Origin of the sequence: Pseudomonas sp. ef1, from assembly GCF_007293365.2 — a bacterium.
Taxonomy (GTDB): Bacteria; Pseudomonadota; Gammaproteobacteria; order Pseudomonadales; family Pseudomonadaceae; genus Aquipseudomonas; species Aquipseudomonas siliginis.
On sequence record NZ_CM129815.1, the window covers coordinates 3,756,858 to 3,772,287 of the forward strand.

Here is a 15,430-nt window from a genome sequence, read left to right on the forward strand (position 1 = left end):
TGTTCTAGGGCTGAAAAAAGAGGGGTCAGATGACCCCGCAGCTGCGCAACTCCTCAATACGTTGGGCAGACAGGCCAAGCTGGGCGAGAATGCTCGCGCTGTGCTCACCCAGGTCAGGCACCGCATCCATGCGCGGGCTGAAGGCATTGCTGCTGGCAGGAGGGAGTAGGCTGGGAATCTTGCCCTTGGGGGTCTCCACTTGGCGCCAGCGTTTGCGAGCCTGAAGTTGTGGATGCTGCCAAACTCCTTGCATATCATTTACGCGAGCATTGGCGATGCTGGCACCATCAAGGCGGGCAATCACGGTGTTGAAGTCGAGCTGGGCAAACGCTTCGACGATCAGCGTGCGTAAGCGGTCGCGGTTTTCGACCCGTTTGAAGTTCGCCGCGAACCGCTCATCGTCGGCGAGCTCGGGATGCAGCAGGACCTGCTCGCAGAATAGCCGCCATTCGCGCTCGTTCTGCAGCCCTAGCATGATGGTGTTGCCATCGCCGGTAGGGAAGGGGCCGTAAGGGTAAATGGTGGCGTGCGCTGCACCCGCGCGTGGCGGCGGCGTCGCACCCTCATAGGCGTAGTACAGTGGATAGTTCATCCACTCCACCAGACTTTCCAGCATGGATACGTCGACATGGCTGCCTTCACCTGTCTTGCCACGCAACAGCAGGGCAGAAAGTACGCCGGTATAGGCATACATCCCGGCGGCGATATCGGCAATCGAGTTACCAGCCTTTGCCATTTGATCGTCGTCAGGGCCGCCAGTGACCGAGAGGAACCCGCCTTCGCTCTGAATCAACAGGTCGTAGGCTTTCTTCTGCTCATAGGGGCCGCCGGCACCATACCCTGAAATGTCACACACGATCAGTTTTGGGAAGCGTGCATGCAACGTTTCGAACGACAGGCCCAAGCGTGCAGCGGCGCCCGGTGCGAGGTTCTGCACCAGCACATCGGCTTGCTCAAGAAGTTGGTCCAGAATGTCGCCGGCCACCTTCTGCTTGAGGTCGAGGGCGAGGCTTTCTTTTGAGCGATTGGTCCAGACGAAGTGGGAGGCCAGGCCGTTGACCCGCTGGTCATAACTGCGCGCAAAATCGCCGACACCTGGCCGTTCGATCTTGACCACGCGGGCGCCGAGGTCGGCCAGTTGGCGGGTGCAGAAGGGCGCGGCAATAGCGTGTTCGAGGCTGATGACGGTGATCCCGTCGAGTGGGCGGATGCCCGTGGGCTGGCTCATGGTTGTTATCTCTCTTGTCATGGCAGGCCCCTGCCGTTTGGGCGGCATGGGGCGACTTCAATCAGAACGAGCGGGGTAACTCCAGCAGGTGTTCAGCGACATACGACAAGATAAGGTTGGTCGAGATCGGCGCGACTTGGTACAGGCGGGTCTCGCGGAACTTGCGCTCTACGTCGTACTCGTTGGCAAAGCCGAAGCCACCGTGGGTTTGCAGGCATGCGTTAGCGGCTTCCCAGCTGGCCTTGGCTGCCAGATACTTAGCCATGTTGGCGGCGGCACCGGCATTTTTGCCGCTGTCATACTCTTCACAGGCGCGCCAGCGCATCAGGTCGGCGGCCTCGATCTCGATATGCGCCTCTGCGATCGGGAACTGCACGCCCTGGTTCTGCCCAATCGGTCGGCCGAACACTACGCGGTCACGGGCATACTGGCTGGACTTCTCGACGAACCAGCGACCATCACCAATACATTCCGCGGCGATCAGGGTCCGCTCGGCGTTGAGGCCATCAAGGATGTAACGGAAACCCTTGCCTTCTTCGCCGATCAGGCTGCTGGAAGGGATCTCCAGGTTGTCGAAGAACAGCTCGTTGGTTTCGTGATTGACCATGTTGGCGATCGGCTGCACGGTCAGGCCGTTGCCGATGGCTTCGCGCAGGTCGACGAGGAAGATCGACATGCCTTCGGATTTTTTCTTCACGTCGGCGAGAGGCGTTGTACGGGCCAGCAGAATCATCAGGTCGGAATGCTGGATCCGTGAGATCCACACCTTCTGACCATTGATCACGTACTTTTCACCCTTGCGCACCGCCGTCGTCTTGATCTTGGTGGTGTCGGTCCCGGTGGTGGGTTCGGTAACCCCCATCGACTGCAGCCGTAGCTCGCCGCTTGCCAGCTTGGGCAGATAGTAGCTTTTTTGCTCTTCGCTACCGTTACGCAGCAGTGTGAACATGTTGTACATCTGGCCATGGATGGTGCCGGAGTTACCCCCGCAGCGGTTTACCTCCTCTAGGATCACCGAGGCCTCTGCCAGGCCCAGGCCCGATCCGCCATATTCTTCTGGAATCATCGCCGAGAGCCAGCCCGCTTCGGTCATGGCTTTGACAAAGGACTCCGGAAAACCCTTTTGCTCATCGATCTTGCGCCAATACTCGGCAGGGAATTCACCACACAGGGCGCGAACGCCTTCACGGATGGCATTGAGTTCTTCGTTATCGTAGTCGCTCATTATTGTTCTCCAGGCGAGACGGCTTGCAGCGTCATCGTGGTTCGGCCGCAAGCCTATCTCCAACACGGTCAGAGAGGCTGGAAGCCGAGGGCAGCGCGGAAACGGTTCTTGATGAAATGACCATCACGCGGCGGAAGCACCCGTGGCGGGTTCTCAGCCTTAATTTTCACTGTGACCAGCTTCACCCCTTCACGCATGGCAAAGCGCTCGCGCAGGTCATGCACGCCTTCCATCTCACGAATTTCGTTAGTCCAACTGAAACCGCAGGTCCGTGCGACCTGGTCGAGCTTGATGCCGAATCCGGCATGGCTTACCTGCATGCCGGTCTCGCCGAAGTGGCCGTTGTCCAGCACGACGATGGTTAGGTTGGCGGGCTTTTGCAGCGCAACCGTGGCCAGTGCGCCAAAGCCCATCAGCAACTCTCCGTCACCGGTGATGACCACTACTGATTTGTCCGGCTGAGCGTTGGCTAGGCCCAGACCCACTGTGATGGCGCTGCCCATAGCCGCCCAGAGGTAGTAATTGCCGTCATGGTCACCTGCAGCCATCACATCGTAGGATGCAGAGCCCAATCCGGTGACGACCAACACATCGTTACGATCTGCTAGCAGGGTGCGTACCACTTCACGACGGCACAGGGTGTGGTTAGCGCTTACTTGACCCATTTCTTTTCTCCGATCAGACGCTGACCAAGCAGCAGGGCAGTGGCCGAATCACCGTTGAAGGCCATAGTGGCTGCGCCATGCAGCAGTGGCGCGACGTCCTCCGGCACGTCCGCACGCCAGGTCATCACCTTCATCAACTGCAGGGATGCCTCAGTAGCCTGCCCCATCGGGTTCTGCCACGCATTGAACTCAGCCCAGTCGCCGCGCATGGTGACGACCATCAGCAGGGGGAAACCGGCGCAGTTCTGCAAGGCCAGGGTATTGATGCAGTTACCCACACCACTTGACTGCATCAGCAGTGCACCACGCTCACCGCCGAGCCAAGCGCCGGCCAGATAGCCAATGCCTTCTTCTTCGGTGGTCAGAACGACTGCCTTGATATCAGGATCCTCGTAGGACATGCGGATGGCGGCCGAGTGGCCGGCGTCCGGGACGAATACTACGTGCTTGACGTCGTGAGCTTTGAGGACGCGAAAAACATCTTCTTGCCAGCTTTGTTCAGCTTCTTGCGATGACATGGTTGTCTCCAGTGCTGCTCTTGTTTTGCCTCATCATGAAGTCAAAGGAAGGAACAGACGACTACCATTTTTCTCTTTGAGATATGCCCGTTCGGCATAGCTTGCACTGCGCTGCGAGGAGCTTTGTGCTATCTCCCAGATGGATAGCAGTTAGGCCGAGAATGGCCTTAGTCGGCGTGGAGAACTTGGTTAGGGTGAGAGGCTGGTGTCCCTTCGGACGCCGTCCATGACCCACAAAAATAAAATCCGAGGGTACAACCATGTTCGAACGCTTCCTGCACTGGCTCACGCCTGCTCAACTTTCCGCAGACCCGCAGTACTCCTCGGCATGTCCTACAGGACACCTTGCAACTGCCTACCTCATTCCGTAATGCGGCGCATGTGCGGCGATACTTTCATTACTCGTTAACAGGTGGTCTATGAAATACCGTCTACCTCTGGCAGGTTGGATCCTGCTTGCGATGCTCACCGGTGTGCTGATCGGTTACACCATCTTTCTCAACGCCCCTGCCAAAGCCAGTGCAACCGAGATCGCCGGGTATATTTCGATTATCTCGGATGTGTTTCTGCGCCTGATCAAAATGCTGATCGGGCCACTGGTGTTTTCTACCCTAGTGGTCGGCATCGCTCACATGGGCGATGCCGGTGCGGTTGGCCGTGTGTTCAGTAAGGCAATGCTGTGGTTCATAACCGCTTCGCTGCTTTCGCTGGCAGTGGGGTTGATGATGGCCAATATTCTCCAGCCAGGTCAGCATCTGGCGTTGCCACTGCCTGACGTCAATGCAACTACATCATTACAGACCTCGGCGTTTACTTTGAAAGGCTTCGTCACTCACCTGGTGCCAAGGTCGTTTGCGGAAGCGCTCGCGACCAATGAAATCCTACAGATTGTGGTGTTTTCATTGTTCTTTGGCGTGGCCTTGGCCGCACTTGGCGAGAAGGCCAAAGGTCTGGTTCGCCTGACTGACGAGCTGGCGCAAGCCATGCTGCTCATAACTGGCTATGTGATGAGGCTTGCGCCCTTGGCTGTTATGGCGGCGATGGCCTCCACCGTAGCGATTAACGGGCTGTCGATTTTGGCTACCTTTGCCGTGTTCATGCGTGATTTTTACGTCGGCTTATCACTGCTTTGGTGTTTGTTAGTCCTGGCAGGAGCGTTGTTCCTTGGGAGTAGGGTGTTCAGCCTGCTGAGTCTGATCAAGGAAGCATTCCTGCTGGCGTTCGCTACAGCCAGCTCTGAGTCGGCCTACCCGAAGCTGTTGGCGGCGCTTGACCGGTTTGGCGTTTCGCGCAAGATCTCCAGTTTCGTGATGCCCATGGGGTATTCGTTCAACCTTGATGGTTCGATGATGTACTGCACGTTTGCCGTGTTGTTCATTGCCCAGGCCTATGGCATCGAGATGACCCTCGGCACTCAGATTCTTATGCTACTGACGCTGATGTTGACCTCGAAGGGGCTCGCGGGTGTGCCTCGCGCCTCTTTGGTGGTTATCGCAGCCACCCTGGTACAGTTCGATATTCCTGAGGCTGGGTTGCTGCTGATTTTGGGCATCGATACGTTTCTCGACATGGGCCGTTCGGCGACCAATGAAGTGGGTAACTCGATCGCAACGGCGGTGGTGGCGAAGTGGGAGGGAGAATTGCTTGATGAGCCTGAGGCGCAGGCGCGGGCAATGGCGATGGAGCGTCAAACCGATAACGTCGTTGCCGACTTGCAGCCTGCGCCATAGTTGAGCCCAAAAGTGTTTAAGGCTGACTCGATTCAACTGCTTTGCTGAATTGCAGGTAGAGCAGGTCCATCGGTTTGGATGGGCCTGCCAAATCTTCCAACAATGGTGTTAATACCCACACTCGCCAGATTAGGCGCCTCTCAATCTTGTGCTGCCAGCACTTGGCAAAGACAGCTGTCGCATCCTCTGTCCCCAAGACATTGACAACCCCGTCCTTCGCTCTCGACAGGCTATCCTTGTGTACTCGAGCAATGCACGCCGGTGCATGTGGATGCACGACTGCAACTGATGCTCGACCAATCTTTAGATCCTCAGTATGTGCACACACACACACACACACACCAACCTCTTCGAAGTATGCCAAGTAGCGCTTGAGCGGAGTATGGTCAGGCATTGGAAATAACACGGGCACGAAAAAGGGCTCAGATTCGTAACCGCCAATGGCGCGAATCTAAGCCCTCGAGATGCTGAAGCGTCAGCGATTAAAGTCGTGCTGTCTGCATCCTGCTTACGGGCATGCCTGTATTTTCTTCGACGTTGCCATCGCCACTGATATAACCATGCCGGCTCAGGTTAGGCATCATCATCGAGGCAACGAAGGTCACGCAGAGCACTGCGGCGACGTAGAAGAAAAAGTAGTCCTCGACACCTTCAGCGCGGAACGACAGGGCGACATACTCGGCGGTACCGCCAAACGCAGCATTCCCGATGGCGTAAGGAAAGCCGACTCCCAAGGCTCTCACTGCAGGCGGGAACAGCTCGGCTTTGACGATGCCCGCAATTGGCGTATACAGGGACGCGACTACCAGCCCGCCAAACACCAGCAAAAAGGCTACGAATGGGCTTTGTGTGCCCTTGATGGCGAACAGCAGCGGAATAACCAATAGAAGAGCCAGCCCCGAGAACATCAGCATGTGAGTCTTGATACCCAGTCGATCAGCCATTAGTCCGAACAACGGCTGACAGAGCATGAATCCGATCAGGGCCGAGGTCATGATGAAGCTGACCGTCTGAGCATCGAATCCGGCCGAGATCACTAGGAATTTTTGCATGTAGGTGGTGAAAGTGTAGAAGTACAGCGAGCCGCCGATGGTAAAGGCGATGACGAGGGCAACGGCGCGTTTATGTTTGAACATGCCGCGTAGCGATCCGGCGCCCTCGCGGTTCATTTCTTTTTTCGACGCAGTTTCGTGCATCGAACGGCGCAGATAAACCACTACCACTGCACTCACTGCACCAATGAAGAATGGAATACGCCAGCCCCATTCACGCATCTGTTCGTCAGTCAGGGTCTGCTGCAGGATTACCACGGTGAACAACGCCATTAATTGCCCAGCGATGATGGTGAAATATTGGAACGAGCCATAGAAACAGCGTCGTCCGGGTGTTGCGATTTCGCTGATATAGGTCGCGCCGGTACCGTACTCGGCACCCACCGAGAGACCTTGGATCAAGCGCGCAACAACCAACATAATGGGTGCCGCGATGCCTATGGTTTCATAGGTCGGTATCACTGCGATCAGCAGTGAGCCGCCGCACATCATGAACACCGAGATAATCATCGAGACCTTGCGGCCCTTCGTGTCAGCGAGCCAGCCGAAGATCCAGCCGCCCAACGGACGCATGAAGAAGCCGACAGCAAATACGCCCGCAGTGGCTAGCAGTTGAGTGGTGGTATCACCTTTGGGAAAGAACGACGCAGCGAAGTAGATCGCTGTGTAGGCGTAGATAAAAAAATCATACCATTCGACGAGGTTGCCCGAGCAGGCGCCCATGATCGCGCGGACACGATTGGGTTTGCGGACGCGAGCATCATCGACATCGGTATTGATTGGCAGTGGAGTGGACATGGTGGTCAACCTCTGGCAAGGCACGAGACATAACGAAGCGAAAACAGGCGCTCCGTCATCGGCTTGGGCATTTGTGTGAATCAGAGTGGGCGTTGTGTTTGCAAACAAATAGGGGGCTGGGGTAGCGGTCCTGCCAGAGGGGGGAGGAGTGGGTGGGTAGCATGATCAAGACCTCTAATTTTATTGTTGTGAGGCATCGCGTATCGAGTCGCGACTTGCTTGCAAGCTACTCCACAGTGCATGCATGAATAAGGGCGCCAGGCGACTATCTGATATGCTCAGATTCTATAGCTGCTAATAGTCAGGGTGATTAGACTGCCATTCACCCCTCTATCCTAAGTTGGTCTACCCATGGACGTCGTTCAGCTCAAAACACTTATTCATGTTGCTGAGCTAGGCAGTCTCAGCAAGGCGTCCGATCGACTGCACATCGCTCAACCAGCACTGAGTCGTCAAATTCGGCAGTTGGAAAAAGAGCTTGGGGTGTACCTTTTTGAGCGCCACGGTCGCGGCATGATCATTACCGAGGCTGGGAATGAAGTTCTGCAACATGCCACTCGCATCATGGATGAACTGGAGGCCATTCGCAGTTCGGTCGCGGTAGGTCGGGGGGCCTTCCGTGGTGCCGTTGCTATCGGTACTACACCGACCATCGCTGAAATAATGACGGTGCGCCTGGTAAAACGCATTCGCGAGGAAAACCCGGATTTGTCTATCCGTATCTCCTCGGCCTTTAGTGGCTATTTACTGGACTGGATTCAACGCGGCGAATTGGAACTGGCGATCTCCTATGATCTGGAGCCGTTGCACACGCTACGTATCGTCCCTGTGATGATGGAAAATCTGGTTTTGGTAGGACCACCCAGTGCGGGTTTGAAGTTGAACGAGGCAGTTCACTTCTCTAGCCTTGCCCACGAGCAGTTGGTACTGCCCAGCCCGCGACATGGCTTGCGCAAGATCATGGACCGTTGCGCTGCAGGCGTCGGTTTTAAGATAGTTGCCAACGTTGAGGCGGATTCATTTGGTGCGATGATCGACCTAGTCCGTAATGGTTTCGGGCTGACCGCATTGCCATTGGCTTCGATATATGGGCATCTGCAAAGCGGCACCCTGTGTGCCGCGCCTCTGGTAGAACCCACGCCAATGCGCAAACTAGTGATGGTGTCGCCCGCTGACAGAAAAGTCAGCCAGGCCACGCGCTATGTCGGCGAGACATTTGTCGAGTTGGCGTCAGAATTGGTGAAACAGGGAATCTGGGCCGGTCACATGCTCTGAACGCCCCGACAAAACTGCTTGATGATTTATATCACTGATTTAGGCGTTGTCCAACGTTTAAGCGGATACGTCAATGGCAGCTAAGGGCCGATAGCTGCCGCTCACGAACGGCGGCTTTCGGCCAAAAGCGGTCAGTGACAATATTCGCAAAGGCTACCGCTCAGCTTCCCGAAGACCGATCTCGACTATTCGTTAGATACAGCACCATCGCTGCACGAGCCGCATCTTTGATTACCTTCAGCCTCAACCAAGGTGATATTCGCGCCTTTATCAGCCAGGTGATACGCCAGCGAAGCTGCCACGATGCCGGCACTAATGACAACGACTCGTTTGCCCAGAGCATTTCCCATATCAACCTTCATTCTGTCGACCTGAAGGCGGTTCATTGTCTGCCTCTGGTCGATTTCTGCTTGTCGTAACGGGCTGCAGTTGTCGTCCAGAAAGCAGATGTAGATTTGTCTGAAGTGGCGAAATAGCTGACAAATTCATCGTGTTAAAACGCCGCCTGAAATGGTAGCAAGATAAGCGCGTAAGTGTTGTTGGCACTGGAGGGTACCGAAAATTCGTTCAGCTACTACGGCAAGCGTCATCAACGACTATAGTCATTGGTGAGCCAGAGCGAATCTGACCATTCCCCTGCCAACCTGGCCTAATCCAATTCCGCGATTACACGGCGGATCTTCTTGTGTTCCTTGATGCGGAACGTGAATGTTTCGCTGCCGAAATCACTCAGGCTCAGGCTGAGATCGAGGCAGCGTTGTCTTTTTTTGAACCCCTTGATGGTGGATGGAGTTATCCCGCCGGGCACGTCGCATCCCACTGAGCACGTCACAACCACCCATCTATCAAGGTTCAAGCAATGAATACTTTAGAGTTCGATGATGCACAAAAAACCAATGGCGACCTGGTTCAGGGGCCGCTGCCAGCCGGCACTGTCGCGCCCGACTTCACTCTTCACGCAACCCCTGATCAACAGTTGTCGCTGCGTGAGCTAAAGGGAAATCCCGTGATATTGGCGTTTTATCCCGCTGACTGGACTTCGGTGTGTGGTGACCAACTGACCTTGTACAACCAGTTGCTACCCACATTCAGAGAATACGGTGCGGCGCTACTGGGTATCTCGGTTGACAGCGCCTGGTGTCATCAGGCCTTTGCCAAAGATCGGAATTTTCACTTCAGCCTGCTGGCCGATTTCGAGCCCAAAGGGGCTGTGGCACGACGGTATGGAGCGTACGAGTCCCAGCTCGGGGTTTGTAAGCGTGCGCTGTTCGTGATTGACAAGGACGGGGTGGTTGCCTGGAGCTACGTCTCCCCGATGGCAATCAACCCTGGTGCGGACGGTATTCTGGATGCGCTGGATGCTTTGGCGAATTCGCCACAAAGCACGCCAACCAAAAATTAACAGGTGATTAGATGGCCACTCTCAAAGTCCCGGTAAGTGCCAACGACCATCGCCAGGGAAGTGCGCATGCCAAGGTCACCTTGGTCGAATTTGGCGACTATGAATGTCCCTATTGCGGTGAAGCTTATTGGATGGTCAAGAATCTGCAACAGCATTTTCGCAATGACTTGCTGTTTGTGTTCCGTAACTTCCCTCTGACCACCGCTCACCCCCATGCATTGGGTGCAGCGGTCACCGCTGAGTATGCCGGGAGTCGAGGATTCTTCTGGGAGGCCCACGACGAATTGTACGAAAATCAGGATCGATTGGGCCTGCCGCTGTATCGCGCCATCGTTCTCAAACACGGCCTTTCCAGGGAGGAATTCGATCTTGCAATGCAAGAGGATACTTACATTCCCAAAATACAAGCCGATTTCAATGGCGGTGTACGCAGCGGCGTGAATGGCACCCCAGCGTTTTACATTGACGGGCTTCGCTATGATGGAGTTCCAGAGTTCATCGGGATGAGTCAGATGATTGAGCTTTTGTTAGTGCGTGGACGAAATCGCTAGAGAGCCAAATCGGCTTGGCATCACCCACATCGGAGCCGAGGAAAAACCAACGTTAGCTTCCTTTTACATTAAAGAGGTGGACAAGGAGCCGGCAACTAATGAAATCTTTGAAGTATTATGAAGAAAATCGACACGCCACATGGTTGGAGTTGTTTTTTGACCTGACTTTCGTTGTTACGATAGGCCAGGTTACGCACACTCTCGGACATGTTCATGACGGGCACTTTGAACATAAGCAATTATGGACATTCTTACTGCTTTTTGTACCGTTGTGGTGGATCTGGTCCAGTCACACGATTTACTCCAACAGGTTCGATACAGACAGCAATCTTCACCGTTTGGCAACATTATTCATAATGCTCCTGCTCATTGTGCTATCGGCACGGATCGGGGAAGACCTGGAAGTGAACTACCCGCTTATTATTGCCTGCTATTTTGGTATACGTGCGATCATCAGTGTTATGTACATTTCATCCATTAGTAAACTCGATTCTCGCGGCGAACTTTCCTCAAGGCTTGGGTTCGCCCTATTAGTTAGCGCAGTTATTAGCCTTTCATCCGTTATTTTTGACCCGCCCTTGCGTTACCTTGTTGCTTATATTGGGATTGTTCTTGATATTCTGTTTCCTGTATTTTTCTGGACTAAACTAAAACCGTTGCCAGCACACACGGAACACTTGGTTGAGCGCATAGGCCTACTCACCCTAATCTTATTGGGGGAGTCAATTATTAGCCTTTCCGGAGGCTTATCTAACATTCAATGGGGTTATTATAATGTGATGGCGGCCATCACCGGATTTATCATGATTTGCAGTATCTGGTGGATCTATTTTGATAGTTTTTACTTATTAAACAAACATCAAGGCAGTATGAGTGGGCACGCCTTAATCTACTCGCACCTTTTTCTTTTTATGGGGCTGGCACTTCTGGCAAATTTGATAAGGCATGCGATCCTGAACGACATTGCGATACGCGATTTTCAGATTATGTCGATCACCGGCATGGCCTTGTTTTTCCTAGGTAAGCAATATGGCTATTTCATAGCCGTGAGTAGAATAAGGAAATACATACTGCAAAACACGTTGATAGTGTTTTCTTTGGGCGGGTTAGTCGTATTTTTACCCCGCATCGAGTACATATTGGTCGGCCTGACAGCAACCATGATCTCTTATGTTTTTCTAAATTTCAGATATCGTTGAATCATTATTATCAGACCAGAGGGTGGGACCAAGTGAGCAAGTGGCTGACTTGCGGTTACATGTTGCCCACTACGTCGTTCTCACTGCCCGTGCGCTACTCGCCGCTACCCTTGGTCTATTTGGGTTTGTAATCCTGGTATCGTCGACCATAGTTAAGAGTCTCGGATGCCCCTCTTAGCTATCGCGATCTGATAGCGCCAGCCGCATCGTAACAACAGGAGCCACATCATGGTCAAAGTAGCGTTGTTCGTTCGCCTGGAAGCAAAACCCGGGAAAGAAAAGGATGTAGAGAGCTTTCTTTTGGGCGGCCTTCCGTTAGTGGAGGAGGAGCCAGCCACTACAGCCTGGTTTGGAATCCGCTTGGGGCCGTCCACCTTTGGCATCTTTGACGCATTCCCGGATGAAGCGGGCCGGCAGGCTCATCTTTCGGGCAAGGTCGCGGCGGCGCTTATGGCAAACGCTGCCGAGCTATTTGCCGAACCGCCATCAATCGAGAAGGTTGACGTCCTTGCGGCCAAGCTACCCGGCTAAGCAAACCCAATAGGAAGCTCCCAGTCAGTACTGGGAGGCCCACGATGTATTTTGTGAAAATCAGGATAGCCTGGTCCTGCTGCTGTTCCGGGCGGTGATCAATCAAAACACCTGTATTGAAGATAAATGTCATGGCTAGAGTGCCGTGTCCAGGATTTATGCCATGCTCGCGCGCTCGGTATAAGTGAAAGGATACGCGCGCAAATCGTGTCCATGGACGGCGTGGAGCCGCACAGAATCCGCAAGGCAACGTGCTCATCTCGGGTTTAGGCTGGGTAGGGTAGATTGTTTGCCGAGCACCGGTCGCTCATGGCGCGAAGATCTCCATCATTGATATAGAACCGGAGGTCATCCGCGCCGTGACACCTTATGGTTTCGTCAAGTGAGCATTCGTCGGCGTAGCAGTGACCGATGTTCAATGAGCTGCCTGACGCGGCTGCACTCCGAACTGCGCAACGATGTGCGTACCCAATTCCTCAATAACTTCCACCGCAGGGCGCTTGCCGTATTTGAGATTGAGAATGACGTGGTCCACGCCGATTTCCTCAAGCGACTCCAGCAAAAATCGTAGATGGTAACGTCCAAGTCTGAACCCCAAATGGATACGTGTGGGTGGCGTTGACGGATTCTCATCGAGATCGATGTACAGCGACTGAGTAAAGGGCTTATACACAGAGCCACATTGTTTCGTGACCTCCAGTCGCCAATCTTCCACGACCAGCCGCTGCATGTTCGGAATGCGTGGATAGTTGATCCATCCGCTGCTCTCACGCGCGATCCAATCCAGTGACTGGCGACTGTTGCCGGTCACGAGCATTGGAATGAATTGGGTGGTAGGTTTCGGAATCAGGTCTGCGCCTTGCATTTCACCAGTGCTCCAGTGGATGGGCTCAAAACTGGTGCTGTGGGCGCGGCGAATCACTTCGTAGTGTTCTCGAAAGATCTCTCCACGCCTTTCGGGATCGACGCCAAACGCCGAAAACTCCACTGGCCGATCTCCCGTAGCAACCCCCAGAATCAAGCGACCAGTGCTCAACTGATCGACGCTGGCTGACGCCTTGGCCGTGTGCAGGGGATGGTGCAGCGGGATGGCGATGGAGGCGGTGCCAAGTGCAATCTCCGAGGTATGGGCGGCCATATAACCCAGGTAAACCCAGGGGTCGAAGACTTGGCCGACATCGCCGAAGCCAGGGTCGCGAAGCGGCACGTCGCGAAACCAGAGCGCGCAGAAGCCCAGCGCCTCGGCTTGTTTAGCCAGTGTGACCTGGTTGAGCATGCTCGGAGTGTCCCCGTCGAACGCCTCCATGGGAAAGAATAATCCAAGGCTCAAATGCCCCTGAGTGAAGGTTCGGCTGAACCCTCGATGCTGCTGGTAAGGAATCGTGCTCGGCCGATACATACGGATTGACCTCATGGCAGAACGTGAACAGCGCCCCCGTTTCCATAGGTGCTGCGGCATCGGTCGCTTTTGAACGGCAGATGGGGGGACTGGGTCTGGCTTTTACCCGTTGCGCCGTACTGCTGGTCGTGTGGACCGGACTCAGGGGGCAGTTGCTGGCGATAGGCGCGGGTTGGTCCGGGTGGGTGTTAAGCGGACGGTCAAAGGAAGTCAGATCTCTCGGCTCTATACCACCAGATGGGCAAGGCGTTCGAGGAATTATTCTATAAGCGTAGGCGGTTTTGCAGCTCTCCGCCATATTCTTACAATCGCGCCGCTGGCGGGCGAAAGTCGCGTATCGAAGGCAGTTATCGGTCGTTTCCTGCCATTCCAGAACGGCCGCTATTGGCCGGTAGCGGTCGCTTGCCGACGTCCGCTTCTGGCCGAAAGCAGCCTACTGCTCGAGTAAAAACTCGTCTGTGGCATTAAATCTGGCAATTGAAATTGACCGGAGGAGGGCGTCTGAAAGCAGGGTTGCGGAAATGGCCGAAAAGATGCGGAAACGATCCATAGAGACAGGAGCAAGTTTCCTGAAAGCCAGAAACGACAAAGCCCTGAATAATCAGGGCTTTGTCGTATAAAGATGGCGGAGGCGATGGGATTCGAACTCATGGACCTGTTACAGTCGACGGTTTTCAAGACCGATATGCAAAGCCAATGAAACCGGGGCCTGTAGCCGCTTTTCGTTACGATACGTTTATTTTTTGACACCTCTACACCCCGCATTCTACAAGGGGCGGATTTTGAGTTTTGTAACGGTTTTTGGGGCTATTTCGATGGCTTGGCAATGGCGCCAACTCGTCGATAAACGCGCTCGGTAATGTCTCCTTTGGTGTGCCCCAAGAGTAGGCTCGCATCGCCGACGTCGAGGATTTCCGACGCCGCTTTCGGCCTGATGTCTCTGAACTGGAAGCCTTCGATTTTCTCAGCCAGCTGAACATCGCCTTTTTCTTCAGCTTCTTTCTTGGCCCTTTCTCTGGCGTTGTCCCATCGATCGCGAAGCATCTTCGCGGTCATCCGCTTGCCGCGTGCGCTCACGATCAAATAGCTGCAAATGTGCTGAGCATTGCGCTCGGCCATTTTCCCGATCAACAGGCCCAGACTGTTTGGCTCATCACCGTCAGTAATCTGGATACGCAGCTTTTTGTGTGTCTTGTTCTGCTGCACACCCAAGTAATTTCCCTCGACATCGTCCTTCCTCATGACCAGGACATCTGCCGGTCTTTGCCCGGTCAGATAGGCCAAGTCCATCGCGTCCTTCAGCTCTTGAGCTGCCTTCACGTAAACAGCATCCCAAACAACATCATTCGCGTAATAGTCCCTCGGCGTTTCCTTGTTTTTGCGCACGCCTTGGCAGGGATTTTCTTTGGTCGTCAGTCCCCATTCTCGAGCAATGTTGAAAACGTGGGAGAGGGTGGCAATCTCGCGATTCGCCCGTACTTTGGCGGTCCGCGCGTCGCGGTACCCTGCGATAGTTGCTGGGGTGATTGAGTCGATGGGAGCGCTGTCAAACATCGGCCGAAGCTGCTTGATCTCTGACAAATTGTCCTTCTGCGTCCGTGCCGCTTTCTTCGATACGATGTCGCGGATATATCGGTCGAAGATGCCTTTCATAGTGCGCAGATCAAGCGGCTTTTCCTTCGCCTCCAGCTCCGCCCATTTGACCCTGGCCAAGTCCAGATCCTTGCCCAGCGGGATCGCCTTACCTGTCATATCCAGATAGTAATAGGCGATCCAAACCTTTCCGCTTTTTCGTGTTCGTGTCCACTTGTACATCCGAGGCGGCAAGCTGCGTGTGTCGGCCTTGCGGGGGCGCAT

13 protein-coding genes and 1 pseudogene are annotated in these 15,430 nt (G+C 54.5%); 6 read left to right on the top strand and 8 right to left on the bottom strand.

Going from position 1 to position 15,430, the window contains the following annotated elements; all coding sequences use genetic code 11:
• Positions 1–25: 25 nt before the first annotated feature.
• The 4 genes from FEE99_RS17040 to FEE99_RS17055 all read right to left on the bottom strand — a co-directional run bounded on the left by FEE99_RS17040 (position 26) and on the right by FEE99_RS17055 (position 3,636).
• Positions 26–1,228, bottom strand: a complete 1,203-nt coding sequence (locus tag FEE99_RS17040) for a CaiB/BaiF CoA transferase family protein (protein ID WP_041481082.1) — start codon at positions 1,226–1,228, stop codon at positions 26–28.
• 61 nt (positions 1,229–1,289) lie between these two features.
• Positions 1,290–2,453: an acyl-CoA dehydrogenase family protein gene (locus tag FEE99_RS17045; protein ID WP_041481081.1), complete on the bottom strand. Its 1,164-nt coding sequence runs from the start codon at positions 2,451–2,453 to the stop codon at positions 1,290–1,292.
• Positions 2,454–2,521: 68 nt separating this feature from the next.
• Positions 2,522–3,118, bottom strand: coding sequence for a thiamine pyrophosphate-dependent enzyme (locus FEE99_RS17050; protein WP_041481080.1), 597 nt, complete (start codon positions 3,116–3,118; stop codon positions 2,522–2,524).
• Positions 3,106–3,636, bottom strand: a complete 531-nt coding sequence (locus FEE99_RS17055; RefSeq protein ID WP_041481079.1) for a thiamine pyrophosphate-binding protein — start codon at positions 3,634–3,636, stop codon at positions 3,106–3,108. The genes FEE99_RS17050 and FEE99_RS17055 overlap by 13 nt, the downstream gene beginning before the upstream one ends.
• A 419-nt stretch (positions 3,637–4,055) precedes the next feature.
• On the opposite strand from FEE99_RS17055, the gene FEE99_RS17060 reads away from it, so the two are divergent.
• A complete protein-coding gene (locus tag FEE99_RS17060; RefSeq protein WP_041481078.1) occupies positions 4,056–5,366 on the top strand; it encodes a dicarboxylate/amino acid:cation symporter in 1,311 nt (436 codons plus the stop codon).
• A 482-nt stretch (positions 5,367–5,848) separates the two neighbouring features.
• Here the strand turns inward: FEE99_RS17060 and FEE99_RS17065 are convergent, their stop codons facing one another.
• On the bottom strand, positions 5,849–7,141 hold the full coding sequence (locus tag FEE99_RS17065; RefSeq protein WP_269465686.1) for an MFS family transporter: 1,293 nt from the start codon (positions 7,139–7,141) through the stop codon (positions 5,849–5,851).
• 426 nt (positions 7,142–7,567) lie between these two features.
• Here FEE99_RS17065 and FEE99_RS17070 point away from each other — a divergent pair, with 426 nt between their 5' ends.
• The gene (locus tag FEE99_RS17070; RefSeq protein ID WP_041481076.1) at positions 7,568–8,491 is read left to right on the top strand and encodes a LysR family transcriptional regulator; all 924 of its coding nucleotides are present in this window, start codon (positions 7,568–7,570) and stop codon (positions 8,489–8,491) included.
• 236 nt (positions 8,492–8,727) lie between these two features.
• On the opposite strand, the pseudogene FEE99_RS17075 reads toward FEE99_RS17070, so the two are convergent.
• Positions 8,728–8,841, bottom strand: a pseudogene (locus tag FEE99_RS17075) (FAD-dependent oxidoreductase); the annotation flags it as partial.
• Positions 8,842–9,350: 509 nt separating this feature from the next.
• On the opposite strand from FEE99_RS17075, the gene FEE99_RS17080 reads away from it, so the two are divergent.
• The 4 genes from FEE99_RS17080 to FEE99_RS17095 all read left to right on the top strand — a co-directional run bounded on the left by FEE99_RS17080 (position 9,351) and on the right by FEE99_RS17095 (position 12,174).
• Positions 9,351–9,893 (top strand): redoxin domain-containing protein, encoded by a 543-nt coding sequence (locus FEE99_RS17080; protein WP_052392237.1) that lies wholly within the window; start codon positions 9,351–9,353, stop codon positions 9,891–9,893.
• An 11-nt stretch (positions 9,894–9,904) separates the two neighbouring features.
• Positions 9,905–10,444, top strand: a complete 540-nt coding sequence (locus FEE99_RS17085) for a DsbA family protein (protein ID WP_041481074.1) — start codon at positions 9,905–9,907, stop codon at positions 10,442–10,444.
• Positions 10,445–10,542: 98 nt separating this feature from the next.
• Positions 10,543–11,643 carry a low temperature requirement protein A gene (locus FEE99_RS17090; RefSeq protein ID WP_041481073.1) on the top strand — a complete coding sequence of 367 codons (1,101 nt, stop codon included), beginning with the start codon at positions 10,543–10,545 and terminating at the stop codon, positions 11,641–11,643.
• A gap of 228 nt (positions 11,644–11,871) precedes the next feature.
• Entirely contained in the window at positions 11,872–12,174 is a 303-nt protein-coding gene (locus tag FEE99_RS17095; RefSeq protein ID WP_023047152.1) for a putative quinol monooxygenase, read from the top strand.
• A 415-nt stretch (positions 12,175–12,589) separates the two neighbouring features.
• On the opposite strand, the gene FEE99_RS17100 is transcribed toward FEE99_RS17095, so the two are convergent.
• Positions 12,590–13,573: an LLM class oxidoreductase gene (locus tag FEE99_RS17100; protein WP_041481072.1), complete on the bottom strand. Its 984-nt coding sequence runs from the start codon at positions 13,571–13,573 to the stop codon at positions 12,590–12,592.
• Between the two features lie 807 nt (positions 13,574–14,380).
• Positions 14,381–15,430 carry a tyrosine-type recombinase/integrase gene (locus FEE99_RS17105; protein WP_041481071.1) on the bottom strand — a complete coding sequence of 350 codons (1,050 nt, stop codon included), beginning with the start codon at positions 15,428–15,430 and terminating at the stop codon, positions 14,381–14,383.

What these genes read in the sequence shown, in the direction of transcription:
- FEE99_RS17055 (WP_041481079.1), bottom strand. Translation starts at nt 3,636, where the DNA reads ATGTCATCGCAAGAAGCTGAACAAAGCTGGCAAGAAGATGTTTTTCGC.
- FEE99_RS17045 (WP_041481081.1), bottom strand. Translation starts at nt 2,453, where the DNA reads ATGAGCGACTACGATAACGAAGAACTCAATGCCATCCGTGAAGGCGTT.
- FEE99_RS17050 (WP_041481080.1), bottom strand. Translation starts at nt 3,118, where the DNA reads ATGGGTCAAGTAAGCGCTAACCACACCCTGTGCCGTCGTGAAGTGGTA.
- FEE99_RS17080 (WP_052392237.1), top strand. Translation starts at nt 9,351, where the DNA reads ATGAATACTTTAGAGTTCGATGATGCACAAAAAACCAATGGCGACCTG.
- FEE99_RS17065 (WP_269465686.1), bottom strand. Translation starts at nt 7,141, where the DNA reads ATGGGCGCCTGCTCGGGCAACCTCGTCGAATGGTATGATTTTTTTATC.
- FEE99_RS17095 (WP_023047152.1), top strand. Translation starts at nt 11,872, where the DNA reads ATGGTCAAAGTAGCGTTGTTCGTTCGCCTGGAAGCAAAACCCGGGAAA.
- FEE99_RS17100 (WP_041481072.1), bottom strand. Translation starts at nt 13,573, where the DNA reads ATGTATCGGCCGAGCACGATTCCTTACCAGCAGCATCGAGGGTTCAGC.
- FEE99_RS17090 (WP_041481073.1), top strand. Translation starts at nt 10,543, where the DNA reads ATGAAATCTTTGAAGTATTATGAAGAAAATCGACACGCCACATGGTTG.
- FEE99_RS17040 (WP_041481082.1), bottom strand. Translation starts at nt 1,228, where the DNA reads ATGAGCCAGCCCACGGGCATCCGCCCACTCGACGGGATCACCGTCATC.
- FEE99_RS17105 (WP_041481071.1), bottom strand. Translation starts at nt 15,430, where the DNA reads ATGCGCCCCCGCAAGGCCGACACACGCAGCTTGCCGCCTCGGATGTAC.
- FEE99_RS17085 (WP_041481074.1), top strand. Translation starts at nt 9,905, where the DNA reads ATGGCCACTCTCAAAGTCCCGGTAAGTGCCAACGACCATCGCCAGGGA.
- FEE99_RS17060 (WP_041481078.1), top strand. Translation starts at nt 4,056, where the DNA reads ATGAAATACCGTCTACCTCTGGCAGGTTGGATCCTGCTTGCGATGCTC.
- FEE99_RS17070 (WP_041481076.1), top strand. Translation starts at nt 7,568, where the DNA reads ATGGACGTCGTTCAGCTCAAAACACTTATTCATGTTGCTGAGCTAGGC.